The organism is Pseudomonas sp. IT-P395 (assembly GCF_949767675.1).
In the GTDB taxonomy this organism is placed as follows: Bacteria; Pseudomonadota; Gammaproteobacteria; order Pseudomonadales; family Pseudomonadaceae; genus Aquipseudomonas.
The window spans coordinates 19,918-36,561 of sequence record NZ_CATKPW010000001.1; the positions used below are offsets into that span (position 1 = coordinate 19,918).

9 protein-coding genes are annotated in these 16,644 nt (G+C 61.0%); 1 reads left to right on the top strand and 8 read right to left on the bottom strand.

All coding sequences use genetic code 11. The features are described 5' to 3' along the window. On the bottom strand, positions 1-2,319 hold the full coding sequence (locus ACM6IN_RS00080; protein WP_414915127.1) for an ATP-dependent DNA helicase: 2,319 nt from the start codon (positions 2,317-2,319) through the stop codon (positions 1-3). Further along, on the bottom strand, positions 2,316-3,968 hold the full coding sequence (locus ACM6IN_RS00085; protein ID WP_414915128.1) for a VRR-NUC domain-containing protein: 1,653 nt from the start codon (positions 3,966-3,968) through the stop codon (positions 2,316-2,318). The genes ACM6IN_RS00080 and ACM6IN_RS00085 overlap by 4 nt, the downstream gene beginning before the upstream one ends. Before the next feature lie 194 nt (positions 3,969-4,162). Here ACM6IN_RS00085 and ACM6IN_RS00090 point away from each other — a divergent pair, with 194 nt between their 5' ends. Next, positions 4,163-4,387: a YgdI/YgdR family lipoprotein gene (locus ACM6IN_RS00090; protein ID WP_016983368.1), complete on the top strand. Its 225-nt coding sequence runs from the start codon at positions 4,163-4,165 to the stop codon at positions 4,385-4,387. Between the two features lie 53 nt (positions 4,388-4,440). On the opposite strand, the gene ACM6IN_RS00095 is transcribed toward ACM6IN_RS00090, so the two are convergent. The 6 genes from ACM6IN_RS00095 to ACM6IN_RS00120 form a co-directional block, all read right to left on the bottom strand. Further along, positions 4,441-4,815, bottom strand: coding sequence for a hypothetical protein (locus tag ACM6IN_RS00095; RefSeq protein ID WP_414915129.1), 375 nt, complete (start codon positions 4,813-4,815; stop codon positions 4,441-4,443). Positions 4,816-5,056: 241 nt separating this feature from the next. After that, positions 5,057-6,910 carry a polyurethanase gene (locus tag ACM6IN_RS00100; RefSeq protein WP_414915130.1) on the bottom strand — a complete coding sequence of 618 codons (1,854 nt, stop codon included), beginning with the start codon at positions 6,908-6,910 and terminating at the stop codon, positions 5,057-5,059. A 208-nt stretch (positions 6,911-7,118) separates the two neighbouring features. Continuing rightward, complete coding sequence (locus ACM6IN_RS00105; protein ID WP_414915131.1) at positions 7,119-8,807, bottom strand: polyurethanase; 1,689 nt, start codon at positions 8,805-8,807, stop codon at positions 7,119-7,121. A 57-nt stretch (positions 8,808-8,864) separates the two neighbouring features. Further along, positions 8,865-11,942, bottom strand: a complete 3,078-nt coding sequence (locus ACM6IN_RS00110; RefSeq protein WP_414915132.1) for an autotransporter domain-containing protein — start codon at positions 11,940-11,942, stop codon at positions 8,865-8,867. Positions 11,943-12,101: 159 nt separating this feature from the next. Next, positions 12,102-15,062, bottom strand: coding sequence for an autotransporter domain-containing protein (locus tag ACM6IN_RS00115; protein ID WP_414915133.1), 2,961 nt, complete (start codon positions 15,060-15,062; stop codon positions 12,102-12,104). Between the two features lie 210 nt (positions 15,063-15,272). Next, positions 15,273-16,643 carry a TolC family outer membrane protein gene (locus tag ACM6IN_RS00120; protein WP_007914891.1) on the bottom strand — a complete coding sequence of 457 codons (1,371 nt, stop codon included), beginning with the start codon at positions 16,641-16,643 and terminating at the stop codon, positions 15,273-15,275. Position 16,644 lies beyond the last annotated feature (1 nt).

Here is a 16,644-nt window from a genome sequence, read left to right on the forward strand (position 1 = left end):
TCACCAGCCATTGTCATGATCGGAAGTATGCGGCAATCCAGCGAATTGGGAAGCAGCCGTCTCATGATTGATCGCCCACCAGCGCGGCAGCAGTTGTTTGATCCGGCTCTCGGCAAAGCGGTCGTCAATCAGCATCACCACGCCGCGATCCTCGCGGGTACGGATGACTCGTCCGGCGGCCTGCACCACTTTCTGCACGCCGGGGTACAGGTAGGTGTAGTCATAACCGGCACCGAAGATGGCGGCCATGCGGTATTTGAGTTGTTCGTTGACCGAATTGAACTGCGCCAGCCCCAGCGTGGCAATGAACGCGCCGATCAGCCGCGCACCGGGCAAATCGATGCCTTCGCCGAACGCCCCGCCCAACACAGCAAAGCCGATGCCCTGGCTGTGTGCGGTGAACTGGTCGAGAAAGGCCTGCCGCGCGCCTTCGAGCATCCCCCGCGATTGCTGCCAGAGGGTGATGTGCGGATAACGCTCCGCCAGCAACGACGCCACTTGTTGCAAATAATCGAAGCTGCTGAAAAACGCCAGATAGTTGCCGGGGCGCTCGCTGAACTGCCGCGCGATCAGCTCGACAATCGGTTCCAGCGAGGCCTGACGATGGTTGAAACGCGTCGAGATGCGGCTGACGATTTGCACCTGTAACTGCTCGGCGCAAAACGGCGACTCAACGTCGATCCACACGGTGTCGGCGGGCGTACCGAGCAAGTCAGCGTAATAATGGCGCGGACTGAGGGTCGCGGAAAACAGCACGCTGCTGCGCGCCGCTTTCAGGCGCGGGCCAATGAACGCGGCCGGCACAACATTGCGCAGGCACAATTGCGACAGCGGCTTTTTGCGCTCGAGGTCGCGCTTGCTGATATCGAACAGGTAATGCTCGTCGTACAGCTCGGCCACCCGGGCGAATTGCAGCAGGTCGAAGTAGAAGTTCTGCAAGGCGCTATCGAGACCCTGCGGGTGGTCATTGAGGTAATCGCCAATGGCCGCGCAACACAGCGAGATCGCTTGCAGGAGTTTTTCCGGCGCCTTGTCGTACGCCTGATACGCCGCCAATTGCGGCGCATGCAGCGCGTTCCATTCACGGTTGACCCGTTGCAACGCGTTCTTCAGCGCCGCCGGCGCGGTTTTGCGCACGCTGCCGAGGGTGAACTGATCAAGACTGGCGCTGTACATCTGCCGGCCACGTTCGACGAGGTTATGCGCCTCGTCCGCCAGCACCGCGACTTTCCACTGATTGAGCTGGGCGAGACCGAACAGCATCGCGCTGAAGTCGAAGTAATAGTTGTAGTCGGCGATCACCACGTCCACCCAACGGGCCATCTCCTGACTGAGGTAATACGGGCACACCGCGTGCTGCGCGGCGACCTCGCGCATGGCCGCTTGATCGAGCAGGCGGATTCGACTTGCTGCCTCACGCGCGGCTGGCAGGCGATCATAAAAACCTTGGGCCAACGGGCAGGATTCGCCGTGACAGGCTTTGTCCGGGTGTTCACAGGCTTTGTCGCGGGCGACCATTTCCAGCACCCGCAAAGGCAAGGCTGGTGACTGATCGAACAACACCTGACTGGCATCCAGCGCCAATTTGCGCCCCGGTGTTTTGGCAGTGAGGAAAAACACCTTGTCCAGTTGCTGCGGCGCCAGAGCCTTGATCATCGGGAACAGCGTGCCGAGGGTTTTGCCGATACCGGTCGGGGCTTGGGCCATCAGGCAGCGTCCGGTGCTGACGGCCTTGAACACCGACTCGGCCAGATGCCGCTGACCGGGACGAAAATCGGCATGGGGAAACGCCAATTGTTGTGCGGCGAGATTGCGCGCCTCGCGATGAGCCATTTCTTGTTCGGCCCATTGCAGGAACAGCGTGCATTGCTGCTCGAAAAAAGCTTTCAACGCATCTGCACTGAACGCCTCGACCAGACAGGTTTCCTTCTCGCTGACGATGTCGAAATACACCAGCGCCAGATTGATCTGTTCGAGTTCGAGCTTGCGGCACATCAACCAGCCATAGATCTTCGCCTGCGCCCAGTGCAACTGGCGGTGATTGGCCGGTTGTTTGCTCAGGTCACCTCGGTAGGTTTTGACTTCTTCCAGGCAGGTTTGCGCCGGGTCGTAACCGTCCGCCCTGCCCTTGACCTTCAATTGCCGGAACTCGCCCTCCAGCGCCACTTCGCTTTGATATTTCTCGCTGCGCCGCGAGGCCACGGTGCGGTGGCCGGCGATGCCTTCCAGCGCCGTGGGGGATGGGGTGAAGCGCAAGTCGAGGTCGCCGGTCTTGGCGGTGAACTCACACAGTGCGCGCACGGCAATGCTGTAGCTCAAGCGCTCTGCTCCGCCCATTGCACGTAACACACCGCCACCGGCATCTGGTGTTGATGGCAGAACTCCAGCCAGCGCAATTGGTTGTCCTGCAAGCGATCGCCGGGGCCTTTCACTTCAATCATCCGGTAGGTTTTGTGCTGCGGCCAGAACTGGATCAGGTCGGGCATGCCGGCGCGGTTGGCCTTGATGTCGAGCAGCAAACGGTTGAACCAGTGCTTGAGATGTTCGGCGGGCAGACAGGCCAACGCCTGCTCAAGCAATTGTTCATTCACCGCCCCCCAGAACACGAACGGCGACTGGATGCCCCATTTGTCGACAAAGCGCTGGTGAATGGTCGCGACATAGCGGCCGTCGTCGAGTTCGCTCAGGCACGCTTCAAACAGCTCGGCGCGGCGTTGCTGGAAGTCTTCGTTGAGCAGGTCCACCGGCCCACGCTGGAACGGGTGAAAGAACGCCCCGGGCAACGGCGCGAAAATCGCCGGCCAGCACAACAGGCCGAACAGCGAGTTGATCAGGCTGTTTTCCACGTAATGCACCGGGCCGTCGTCATCGTGCAGATGCGCCTGCACGTAATACTCCACGGACAACGCGGGATCACTGCGCGGCAATTGCAGATCCAGACGCTCGACCGGTCTGGCCGCTGCACGTTTGAGCGGCGGGCCGCCGAGTTTGCGTCGTACTCTTGGCAGAATCCGTTGCAGGCCCTGCTGCTCGGCGGCACTTTCCGGCGCCTGTTCTGCCAGTGTGGCGAGTTTCAGCGCCGACGGGTATTCGCCGCTGCGCTCGAGCACGCGGATCATGCGCAAACGGGCGCCAGGATAGGCGCAGTCGCGGTAAATGCTCAGGGCCAAGGCAAATTCGCCGATGCGCTCGCAATACTGGCCGATCTGGAACAACACCTTGCCACGCCGGCGTTGCAGCCACGGGTTGTCGAAGTGCAAGGCACTGACCTGCGCGACGATGGTGTCCAGCGGCTCACCGGCCTCGAAACGCAATTGGCAGTTGTGCAGGAACAGGCAGGCGTCGACGTCTGCGCGACTGCGCAGGCCCCGCGAGTCGGCGCAGAATTCGACTTTTTCATAGGTGAAGATGCCAAGGTCGGCGAGAACGAATTCCGACCAGTCTTGATACAGGTTGCCGAAGAACATCAGCCGCAAGCGGTCGCACAAGTCCATGATGGTCAGGCTGAACAAACGATCATCAAGCAGCGGCGCCCAGTCGCGCAGGCTGCGAGTGTCAGCAAACTGCTCGGCCAGTACCGGCAGCCAATCGTCCTTGCGACCCTTGGGCTGCTCGATGAAGGCTGCAAAGGCTTGCAGGATCTCGGCCTTGAGCAACACGTCGAACAATTCGGCGAGGGCCAGCGGCGCGTGTTCGTCGATCCAGCCGTGCCCCAGCAACGGCTGCGCGGCCTCGGCGATGTCACCGATTTCAACGTAATTGAGTTTGCCGGCACGAAAATGCACGCCCTTGCGCATGACCATCCGCACCAGCAAACCCTGCGACGCTCGGGGCAAGGCCTTGAAGTCGCGAATGAACGTGTGTTCCGTTTCACTCATCACATCGGCATAGCGAAGCTCAAGCCAATCAAGCACTTGCCGGAAGTTGTTAAGGTAATAGAACGGATCGTCGAGGGGATTGGCAGTCACGGGAATTCTGGGCCATGGCGAACGAGTACTGGTTATGCGTACAGATACCAGCTGTGCCCTGCCCGGCGCAAACGGAAAATGATCAATGGCATTTTTTCGCCGGGCCATCGAACTTTTCCCCCGGGGATGGCACCAATCGCGTTAGAGGGCCGACAATGCTCGGCATCACATCGAATGAGGATTTAGAGGTGGGTATGAAAATCAAAGCACTGGGCATCCCTTTCGCCGTTGTTGCCGCGCTGGCACTGGCCGGTTGCTCGACCCCGACAGTGGTCACCCTGCAGAACGGCACCCAGTATCTGACCAAGGACATGCCGAAGACCAAAACCAAGGACGGCTTCTATGAGTTCGAAGATATTTCCGGGGCCAAGGTGAAGGTCCGTGCTGATGAAGTCGCCACGGTGCGCGAAGAAGACTAGGTTTCGCTCGTGTCGATCGTTCCCACGCAGAGCGTGGGAACGATCATTGAGTGTTATTCAAAGGTCGGCAAGCCCGGAATGCTGCCGTCGCAAGGCATGTACGTGCCACCCCGCTTGACCACTTCCCCCTGCAAGCGCCGGCAGCGTTCCAGATCCTGCTGCGCCATACGATCGATGCTCAGATTGCCGGTGGTCTGCGGCTGTTTACCGTCACCCAGGCGCAGGGTCACGAACGGTTGTTCGGGCTGAATCTGAAAGCGACTCTTCTCTTCGACCGGTTCGACCGCCTCGGTTTTCGGCGGGCTCGGCAGTTGGTCGGTGGTAACGCCGTAACGGCTCAGAATCGAGCTTTGAGGCAGATCGGCGCAGGCATTGGCCGAACCCAGCGCCAGTGCAACGAACCCGACATACCCCTTGAAACCTTTCACGTTTGAATCTCCTGTACTCAATGACGGCTAGCTGTAGAACGTGTGCGCACGTACTGGCTTTAGGCCGCACTTGCTGTTTTCGCAGGGATTTGAGTCAGGTCGTGGCCATCGAGTCACTTTTGAAACCGAGTTATCGTTCTTCGCGAGCAGCCTCGCTCCCACAGGGGATTTGCAAACGACACAGATCCAGTGTGGGAGCGAGCCTGCTCGCGAAAGGGCCCTTACCAGCACCCCATCAACCTCAGGCGATCACAACACCGTCAGCACTCAGGCTATTAAGCGACACCCCGACCAGCGTCACCGAATCGTTGCCAAACGTCAGCACCGTGTCCTGCCCAACAGTGGCGGCATGGGCACGGAAGTCCTCCGCCGGCAACACACCCTGCACACCGAGAAACACCAGTTTATCGTTGGACGTGTAACCCACCACCCGGTCCTGCCCGAACACGCCGTTGAACAGGAACGTATCCGCCCCGCCCCCCGACTCCATCAGGTCATTGCCAGCGCCGCCGACAAACACGTCATTGCCGGTACCACCAATCAGGTGATCGTTGCCATCCAGGCCGAACAACCAGTCGCCACCGGCATGTGCCTTCAGCGTGTCGGCGCCAGCGGTGCCTTTGACGCTGGACTCGTACGCGGTGACGTTACTGCCGACCTTCAAGCCGCTGGCCGTGACGCTGTGGGTCACATCGTCCTTGAACAGGCCCCAAAGAAACCCCGGCTCTTTGGTAATGATGCTACCGATGTCGCGGGTAATGCTGATCCCGCCGTTGGCATCGCGCACATACAGATTGCCGGCGCCGTCGTTGGCGAAGTCGAAGTTCTTCACCGCGCTTTGCAGATCGAGGGTGTTGCTGCCCTGCCCGCCAAGAATGACGTTGTAGCCGCCACTGTCGCGGAAGGTGTCATTGCCGGCGCGACCTTCCAGGTAATCGTTGCCGCTGCCGCCCTGGATCAAGTCGTTGGCGTCGCTGCCGATGATGAACGTGCTGCCCTTGTGGGTTTCGGCGTTACGGTTGAGGTCCTGCACCCAGGTGTTGGCCCGCGCCGGGTCCGAGAGGTTGGCGACGATGATCGTCGAGTCGCGACTGGTCAGGTCGTAGAATTTTGAGTCGATCACCCGGTTCATGCCGTCGCCATACGCGGTCGGCAAGTGCGAGATCCACGTGGGAATGTTGAGGATCGAGTACGGCAGCAGATTCCACGCGGTTGAGGCGTAGTGATCGTTGAAGCTGACGATGTTGTCGGTGGCCGATACTTTGGGCGCATCGTGCACGCCGACGGAGGCGCCGGTGAAGGTCGAACCGTCGAGGGCGCGGAACACCGGGTCGTTTTCGTAGCCGACGTTGAGCACTTTGTCGGTACTGCTTTGCGTTGGCGAGGCGTAGGCGATGTAGTTGGAGTCGGCAAAGAAACCGCCCCACTTGCCGCCGCTCAAGTCGGCCATGCTGTTGACCGCCAGGCCGCCGAGGCTGTGACCACTGACCAGCACGTCCTTGCCGCTGAGGCCGTTGGCCTTGGCAAACGCCACCACATCATTGAGCAGATTGCCGAACGCTTCGCCGACATAATTCTTGGCGTAATCCTTGGGACCGAAGGCGGCGAGCAGGTCGTTGATCACGTCGCCGATGGAGTCGAGGATCAGGTTTTCACGTGGGCCGCTGGTGCCACGAAAGGCAATGCCAAGCTCGGTGAGATGGCCCTGAGCGTCGTACTTGCCGAGGATTTCCACTTGCGCGGTGGTGTAACCGGCTTTCTCGCCGAAGAAGGTTCCCCGCGCGTCGGTCTTGCCGTCGTAGCCGAGTTGCGAAGCGGTGATGGGCGTCCAGCCGGCCTTTTTCACCGCGTCGAGGGCGAGCTTTTCCGAGTCGGGGTTCCACGGAATGCCGGGAATTACCCCTTGCGAATCGGTACCGCCGAGCAGCGCCGTGACCAGCGTGGCAGGCAGGCCAAGGCCGAATCCGTTGTGCTGATAACCGGCGGCAAAGCCATTATCGAGGTTGTGGTAGGAATACAGCGTGATTGCCATGGCATCACTGAACAACGCCTTGGAATCGGCTGTGCCGAAGTTCTTGTAGTCATACACACCCATTGCTATTGCCTCTCTCTTGTTGGAATTGTTAGAGATAGCTCACAGCCAGGGCGCCCCACGGGGACGCCCCGGAGCATTTCGATACAACACTTCTTTAACGCGACCTTTGTAGGAGCTGCCGAAGGCTGCGATCTTTTGACTTGCTCCTAAAAGCAAGATCAAAAGATCGCAGCCTCGTTTCACTCGACAGCTCCTACAGGATTACTGTTTAGGCGAAAACGAACGCTGAGTCCGACAGGTTAGCCACTCCCACCCCGATCAGGGTCACGGCATAGTCGCCAATCTTCAGCACGGTATCGTTGCCGGTCTGCGCCGCGTGTTGCTTGTAGTCGTAGCCCTGCCCCGCGCCTTCAACGCCCATGAACACCAGTTTGTCGCTGCCTTGATAACCGTTGATGGCATCGAAACCGAACGCGCCGCTGAACAGGAAGGTGTTGTTGCCACCCACGGCAGTCATCACGTCGTTACCGGCGCCGCCGACGAAGGTCACATGGCCCTTGTCGCTGATCAGCTTGTCATCGCCACCGAGACCAAACAGCCAGTCACCATCAGCCGTGGCGTGCAGCGCATTGCCGTAGCCATCGCCGCTGAGCGAGTGGTTGTACTGGGTCAGCTCGTTGCCATTGGTCAAACCCTTAGCCGTGACGCCCCAGGTGATTTCCTTGCTGCCCCACCACGAACCCGACTCCTTGCTCACCAGCGCGCCGATGTCGCGGGTCATGCTGATGCCACCGTAAGCGTCGCGCACGTAAAGCGTGCCGTCACCGTCGTTGGCGAAGCTGAAGTTCTGCAGCGGTTTCTGCAGTTCAAAGGTGTTGTGACCCTGGCCACCGAGCAGGATGTTATAGCCGCCGTCATCACGGAAACGGTCATCGCCGCCCAGGCCTTCGAGGAAGTCGTTGCCCGCGCCGCCCTTAAGCCAGTCGTTGCTCTGGGTGCCGATAATGAAGGTGCTGCCGGTGTGCGGCTCACCGCTGCGCCCCAGATCCTCGACCCAGGTTTTGCCCCGGGACGCTTCTTCCAGATTGGAGACGATGATCGTCGAGTCTTTATGCGTCAGGTTGTAGAACTTCGAATCGATGACCCGATTCAAGCCATCGGCATAGCCCAGCGAGCTGTGGGCCGACCAGTTCAGCGGATTGACGATGCTGAACGGCACCAGGTTCTGCGCGGTGGACGCGTAGTTGTCGTTGAAGTTGACGATGTTGTCGGTGGTCGAATCGTGGGGTTTGTCGTGCTTGCCCATCGAGGCTGTGCTGAACGTGGTGCCATCGAGCACGCGGAACACCGGGTCGTTCTCGAAACCGATATTCAGCACGTTATTGCCGGTGCTGCTCTGGGTGGGCGAGGCGAAGGTGATGTAGTTGGCGTCCTTGAAGAAGCCGCCCCAGTTGCTCGCGCTCAATTCGGCAACGCTGTTGACGCCGAGCCCGCCGAGGCTGTGGCCACTGAGCAGGACGTCCTTGGCGGCGATGCCGTTGGCAATGGCGAATGCCGCGACAGCCTTGAGCAAAATGTCGAAGGCGTTTTTCGCGTAATTGCTCGCGTAATCCGAAGGCCCGATGGCGGCCAGCAGGTTGTTTTTCAGATCGCCGAAGGTATCGCTGTAACCGAGCCCACCGGTGCCACGAAAGGCCACGCCGATGCCGATCAGTTTGCCGGCGGCGTCGTATTTGCCGAGCACTTCGGCCTCGGCGCTGGTGAAGCCGTCCTTCTCGCCGAAGAACGTGCCCTGCGGCCCGACTTTGCCCTGATAGCCCAGCGCCGTCGCCGTGAGCGGCGTCCAGGCGGTGGCCGGCAGCGGCTTGCCGGTCGGCGTGTAGGCATATAGCGTCAGCGCGATGGCGTCGCTGTACAACGCTTTGCCATCGGCATTTTTATAATCGAACAGTCCCATGTTGTGCTCTCTCTTCCTTCAGAAACCGGCAGCTCTGTGCAGAGCTGCCGGTACGCTTTAGAACTGCCAGTCGAGGGTCAGACCCACACCGTGGTCCTTCTCGTTCGAGCCGATCAGGCCGTTGTAATCCAGGTTCACCCGCACATCGCGGTTGAGCGCCAGACCTGCCCGCACGCCGACCACCGCGGCGTCGCGATCCATCGACACGCCCTGCACGGTGAACGCGCTGTTGCCGTTGGCAAAGGCCAGATGGCTGTCAGCATCGACGTTGTTCAGGTTGTGCTGCCAGCCGAGGCTCGCGCCCAGTTCCAGCTGATGCTGATCCGACAAGGCGAACGAACGCTTGGCGCGCACGCCGAGGGTCGACAGCACCACATCGCGATTGTCCTCACCGCCCTTCAGCGCGGCGGCGTCACCCTTCTCGGTGAAGCTTTCGGTATTGAGGTGCACGTAGGACAGGTTGGCGAACGGCTCCAGATTCATCGGTTGCAGGCCCAGATCATAAGCGGCCTCGGTGAACACTTGAGTGGTGGCGGCATCGTGCTTGGTCTTTTGTTTACTGCTGACGTCCCCGAATTGCAGGTCACGTTTGACGTCGACACGGTGCCAGCTGTAGGCGCCGCCGACGGTCAGCCGCAGCGCATCGATCTGATGCCCCAGGTACGCACCCAAGTGGTAGCTGTCGACCGACGCCGACGAATGCGTGCCGCTGCCCATGCTCAACGAGCTGTCGCTATAACCGGTAACGAAACCCAGACGGGTATCTTCAGCGATCAAGCCATCAACACCGGCCAGCAGGCCGCCAATAGAGCTGTTGGAGTCGGCATTGTCATGCCCGCCATCGCTCTTGCCCCACGACCCCAACACTTTGACCCAGGCGTTGCTGCGATCGTCGGTCGGTGCGCCAGCGTTGAACAGATCACGCTCACGCAGACGCTCGCCCACCGCTTCACGCAGGTAACGGCTGTCGTTGATCAGCATCGTGCCAATGGCCGGATGGATCTCGCCGGACAGTTGCTGGAACGCTTGCTGCGCCGACGCCGCATTCGGCGACAGCAACAGGGTTTCGAACAGCGCATTGCCGGCGCCCAGCCGTTCCGCCGCAGCGCCCACCGCGCGCTGGTTTGGCGTCAGACCGACGCTGGCGAACGAAGCCTCGTTACGCCCGACGGCCAACTGGATGCCATCGGCCGAGTACGCCAGCGTGCCACCGAGGAAGGCGTAATCCGGCAACACCTGACCGAAGCGCCCTTCAATGCCGCCGGCCGCTTGCAGGATGTTGTAGCGCGTGCCGAGCAGGCTTTGCACCTCGTTGGTGGTCAGCAGTGTCGGGCTGTTTTCCAGCGACATGCTCACCGTGGCGCCTTCGATGACCGCTTTACCCGTGGCGATGATCTGATCGCTGCTGGTCGGCGACAGCTCTACGGCGTAGGTCGAACCCGGTGCAAAGGTCACGTCACCGGCCACGTTCATTGTGCCGATGGAGTTACCCGGCGCCACCGTACCGCCGCTGTTCACCGACAGCGCGCCGATGTGGCCGTTGCCGCCGAGGATACCGCCGTCATTCACCGTCACCGCCGATTGCAGCGAACCGTTAATGGCCAGACGCCCCTGATTGACCAGGGTCGGGCCGCTGTAAGTGTTGTTGCCGGTCAGCACCAGCGTGCCGATACCTTGCTTGGTCAAACCGCCGTGGCCGGAAATGTCGTTGCGCCAGGTGTCGAGGCCGCAGGTGATGTCGGTGCACACGCGTTCGGTCGGTTTGCCCTGATCGATGATCGCGCCGATGCCCGGTAGATCGGCGACAAACTGGCCGGAACCGTACGCGCCCTCGATGCGGAATTCCGCCGGTATGTCTTGCTCAGTGACGAACATCGACGGGCCATCGATGCCCTTGCGCAGGTTGATCATGCCCCAGCCGTACAAGGCGTCGATGCCCGGTGCGCCGAGGTCGGTGGCGGTGGTGCGCAAGACCGTGGCGACTTGATCGCCGGTCATGTACGGGAAGCGTTCCATCAGCACCGCCATGGAGCCGGCGACGTGCGGCGCGGCCATCGAGGTGCCGTTGTAGTTTTTGTAGCCGGTGGTCAGGTTGTCGGCGTTGGTGCCTTCGATGATCGAGCTGAAGATCTTCGTGCCTGGCGCCGAGACGCAGAAACTCGCGGTGTAACCGCAGCGCGAGGAGAACGTGCTCATGATGTACGGGTTGGCGCTGGCCAGGTCCGGGTTCTTCTGCAACGCGGCGACGGTGATCCAGTTCGGCGCGATGTCCGGAACGAAATAGCCGAGGCCGGCGATGGCGTCCGGGTTGTTGAGGTTGTAGTCGTTGCCGGCGGCGAAGATCGTCACGATGCCGCTGCGCGCGGCGGCAATCGCGCCATCGTAGGCGCCACCAGGCTTGGTGCCGAGCAGCGTGCGGATCTCGTTGAACTGCAACTGCGCGTCATTGACGGTGAAATGCGGGTACGCCGGATCGCGGCCGCCGAGGTCGAAACGGTCAGTGATGCCGATGCCCCAACTGTTGTTGATGATCCGCGCGCCGCTGGCGATCAGTGCATCCCAACCGGCCTTGTACACCGCGCCGTCGTTGCCGCGAACGATGCCGTCTTCCGGACCCGGGTCACCGTTGTCGGCGCTGATGATCTGCGCACCGAACGCCACACCGTGCATCGGTCCGCCGTCGCGACTGCCGGCGGCGATACCGCCGACGTGGGTGCCGTGGGCGCCGAGTTTGCCGTCGGAGCCGACCGAGGGCGAACCGTCATAGCGGAACGCATCGCCGGCTTTGACCGGGATGTACGGGTCGGTGTATTCACGGATCCCGCTGGTGACCAGGGTGACGACTTTATTGCTGCCGGAAAACTCCGGGTGCGCGGCGTACACCGGCTGGTCGAAGATCCCCAGTTTCACGCCTTTACCGGTATAGCCGGCGGCGTAAGCATGATCGGCACCGATCGCGCCCAGACCCCAATCGGCCTGAAACTCGGCACTGCGCCAACTCGACGGATCGCCCGTGCGACCGCTCTCCACGTACGGCGCAGCGTGTGCCGTGCCGATTGCACAGAGTACGGCGAGCGTGAGGGATTTCAGGGCAAAGCGGCCACCCGTTTGCGCGGGGGTTTTATTGTTATTCATCCAGCGACCTTCCTTAGTGTTGTTGCGAAAAATCCGTCTCTTCAGCTCTGATCGTTCCCACGCGCAGCAAAGGAATGCCTCTAGGGACGCTCTGCGTCCAGTGACGCGGAGCGTCGCGGGCTGCATTCCCACGCAGAGCGTGGGAACGATCAGCGTGGGTTAGAACTGCCAGTTCAGGCTCAGGCCGACGCCATGGCTTTTCTCGCGATTGGCCAGTTGTCCGTTGTAATCAAGGTTGACGCGCACGTCCTTGCTCAACGCCAGGCTGGCCTGCACGCCAACGAGCGCGGCATCGCGCACCAGCGCCGAACTCTCCACCGCGTACGGCGTGCCGCCGCTGGCAAAGCGCAAATGCTGCTCGGAATCGATGTCGCTGAGGCTGTGCTGCCAGCCGAGGTGGCCGCTGACATCCAGTGCCTGCCGGGTCGACAGATTGAACGTCTTCACCGCCCGCACGCCGAGGGTGCTCAGCACCGCGTCACGTTGATCACCCGAACTTTTCAGCGCCGCGGCGTCGCCCTTCTCGGTGAAACCTTCAGTGTCCAGATGCACGTAAGCCAGGTTGGCGAACGGCTCCAGCGCCAGTGGTTGCAGGTGCAGGCGATAAGCCGCTTCGCCGAATACTTGCGTGGTGGTGGCATCGACCTTGGTTTTCTGTTTGGCACTGAGGTCGCTGTATTGCAGATCGCGTTTCACATCGGCGCGATGCCAGCTGTATGCCGCGCCGGTGCTCAAGCGCCACGCGCCGATTTCACGGCCGGCGTACGCGCCTAAGTGATAGCTGTCGACCTTGGCCGACGAATGCGTGCCCGAGCCCATGCTCAGCGAACTGTCGCTATAACCGGTGACCAGACCGATGCGCGTCTGCTCATCCAGCGCGCCATCGACACCGGCCAGCAATCCGCCAATCGACGTGCTATAGCCCGCTGTGTCGTGGCTCGAATCGGTCGTGCCCCAAGCGCCGAGGGCTTTGATCCAGCCATTGCTTTGCGCAGCATTGTTATCGCGCAAGCGCTCGCCCACTGCATCACGCAACTGGCGGCTGTCGTTGATCAGCATCGTGCCCAGCGCTGGATGGATTTCGCCGCTCAGTTGCTGGAACGCCTGTTGCGCAGACGCGGCATTTTCCGAGAGCAGCAGGCTTTCATACACCGAGTTGCCTGCGCCCAGACTTTCCGCAGCCGTCGCCACCGCGCGCTGATTCGGGGTCAGGCCAACACTGGCAAAAGAGGTCGCGTTGCGCTCGATACTCAGTTCAATGGTGGTGACGCCGTAATCGAGGACGCCGCCGATGAACAGATAGTTCGGTTGAACACTGCCAAACTGGCCCCATATTCCGCTCTTCGCCTCCAGGATGACGTAACGATTACCGAGCAGGCTTCTCGCTTCGACGGCACTGAGCAGGGTTGGACTGTTTTCCAGCGACACGCTGACCGCACCCAGACCGGGGGCAGCCATGCCTTCGGCAACGATTCGGTCGCTGCTCGTTGGCGACACCTCAACCTCGTAAGTCGAAAGATCCCCCATTAGGACGTCACGCATCACGCTGAGCGTGCCGATGGAGTGGCCGGGCGCAACGCGGCCGGTGCGGTTGAGGATCAATCCGCCGACCACACCAGTACCACTAAGAGTACCGCCGTCATTGACTGTCACCGTCGAAGTCAATGTACCGTCGACGCTCAGCAGACCGCCGTTGACCATGGTCTCGCCACTGAACGTATTGTTCCCGGTGAGATACAGACTCCCTGCCCCGGACTTGATCAGGCGACCCTGAAGTATCTTGTTCTCCCATGCGGCGTCGCGGGCCATGCCCACCGCATAATCCGTCTTGTCCTGCTGGCTGGCATTCTCCGGAAGCCCGTTGTACCAAGCCTTGTTGAAGAATGTTTTCTCCCACGCATAGTGCTCGGCGAGTGCTTCATCTTCGCGGGCTTTGCCTGCCTTGTCGGAAATGTCATTGCTCCAGACGTCACTCTGTCCGGCCGCCAGATTGGCATTGAACACCCCCATCAACTGCCCCGGCCCCCGCATCGCCCGGTCCAGGTTGATGACACCCCAGCCGACTTGTTCATTCGGCACTTGCGTCACCGAACCATCCAGTTGCGTGGCGGTGGTCAGCAGCACTTGCAGGGCTTGCTGATTGGTCATGTACGGGAAACGCTCCATGACCAGCGCCAATGCGCCGGTCGCATGGGGTGCCGCCATCGAGGTACCGGACTTGATCCCGTAGCCGCCGCCGGGAACGGTGCTGTCGATCTTCGCGCCCGGCGTGGTGATGCACCAGTATTTGGCGATGCCGCACTGGTTGTACTTCTGCTGATTGTTCTGATCGAGCCCGGAGACCGCCAGCCAGTGGCCTTCGAGATCCGGCTGAAAATACGGCAGTGCCGCACGCACGCTGGCATTCGGGTAGCCGCTGTTGCCGGCGCTGAACACGTTGATCACCCCGCGCCGCGAGACATCGGCCGCCGCGTCAAGCCAGGTGCCCTGGTTGTAGTGCTGGGCGTAGGCCTTCTGCACATCCGCGAGGGTGCGGTAACTGACATCTGGCGGCTGGCTACCCCAACTGTTGTTGATCGCGCGCACGCCGGCATCGGCCAGCGCGTCGTACACCGCTTTGAAATACCGCGGATCGGGATTGGGGCCGAACAGGAAGCTGTCGTTCTTGTTGGTGTTGCCGACGTAGATCTGCGCGTTGTACGCCACGCCATGCATGCCGCTGCCATCGCGCGAGGCGCCCATGGTGCCGACGACGTGGGTGCCGTGGGAGTCGTTGTTGGGATTGAGGGTGCCGTCGACGTTGAACGGCGAGCCATCGACGTAGCTGCCAGTGGCCGTCACCGGGTGATAGCGGTCACTGGCGAACTCTGGGTGAGTTGTGTCAAAGCCGGAATCGAGGGCGCCGATTTTTACCCCCTTGCCACTAAATCCTGCCGCGTAGGCTTTGTCGGCCTGCATCCGCTCAAGGCCCCAGTCACGGAGGAATTCGGCAGTGCGCCAACTGGCCGGATCGCCGGATTTTCCAGGTTCCAGGTATTGCGCCTGAGCGGGGTTTGCGGAAATCGCAAGCAGCAAGGTGCCGAGCGAAATAGGTTTGATACGTCCGTCCATGTTCACCATTCACTTTTATTGTTTTATGCAGGTTCTTTTGCGGTGTTGCCTGTTCCCCTCACCCCAGCCCTCTCCCCGAGGGAGAGGGAGCCGACCGAGGTGTCTCGCGTCATACATCGACCTGAAAACCCCGGTCGATTATGGATTCGGTGCCGCTCGATCAGGTCGGCGTACTTCTAAAATATCCCCCGATCGGTCCCCTCTCCCTCTGGGAGAGGGTTAGGGTGAGGGCTGGTGAGCGACCACAAATGCCTCATCCACCCGCGCCAGATCCTGCTCGTTCAACGTCCCGGCGTAGTAATGCAACTTGGTCCACGCCATCAAATAGTCATACCGAGCCTGCGCCAGATCGCGGCGCGTGGTGAACAGTTGCTGCTCGGCGTTCAACGCGTCGAGGTTGGTGCGTTCGCCACCGAGAATGCTCTGCTTGGTCGACACCACCAGCGCTTCCGCCGAGCTCAACGCTTTCTGATAAGCGCGCAGTTTGCTTACCCCGGACAAACACGCACTGAACTGACGACGCAGTTCGATCAGCGTCTCGCGTGTCTTGCCATCAAGCTCGTACTCCGCCTGTTCCATGGTGCGGCTGGCCTGACGCGTCGACGCCGACACCCCGCCCCCGGCATACAACGGCACGCTGACTTCGAAACCAATGGTGTTGGTTTCGTAGCGCTGGTTGTAGGTATTGCCGCTTTCTGATTCGTTCTGGCGCATCGAGGCATAGGCATTGATTTTCGGCAGATGCCCGGCGCGATTGCGTTCCACTTCATAACGCGCAACTTCCACGGCCTGGCGCTGCGAGGCCAGATTCGGGTTATTGCTCACCGCCATTTCGTGCCAGGTGTCGTAATTGGCTGGCATCAGCGCGAAGGTCTGGAAGTTTTGCCCCAGCGGCGCCAGATCGCCGATATCCACCGCCGGCACGCCCACCAGTGCGCCCAGTTCACGCAGCGCCGCGTCTTGTTCATTGCGCGCTTCGATCTCTTCAGCGGTCGCCAGTTCATAGCGCGACTCAGCCTCGAGAATGTCGGTGCGCGTGCCCTCGCCTTGCTTGAACATGTGCTCGTTCTGCTGGAACTGCTGCTCGTAGGCCTTCTTCTTCGCCTGGGCGATATCGATCTGATCCTGCGCGAACAGTGCCTTGGTGTAGTTATCCAGCACGCGGACCAACAGTTCCTGGCTCTTGCCGCGAAAGTTTTCGTCGGCGAACAACGACTGCGCGACACCTTTGCGATACGCGGCATACGCCTCGTAATCGAGCAGCGGTTGCTGCAGGGTCAGTGCCGAGCCGTAACTGCTGTAGTTGCGGTCATCGGTACGATTACGCGCGCGCTCATCCAGCGAGGTGGCTTTCGAGGAGTTACGGCCCTTGTTGTAGGTGTAACCGATGCGCGGCAGCAGGCCGGCACGGCCAATGGCGCGGTTTTCAAGGCCGGCATCACGCTCCTTGATCGCCCCGAGGAACACCGGGTCATTGCGCAACGCCTGTTCGTAGATCTCGAACGGCCCCATGGCCGCCACTGCTGAGTGACTCGCGAGCAGCATCATTGCCGCCGCGAGCATGGAAAGCTTATTCATACAGCCGAACATC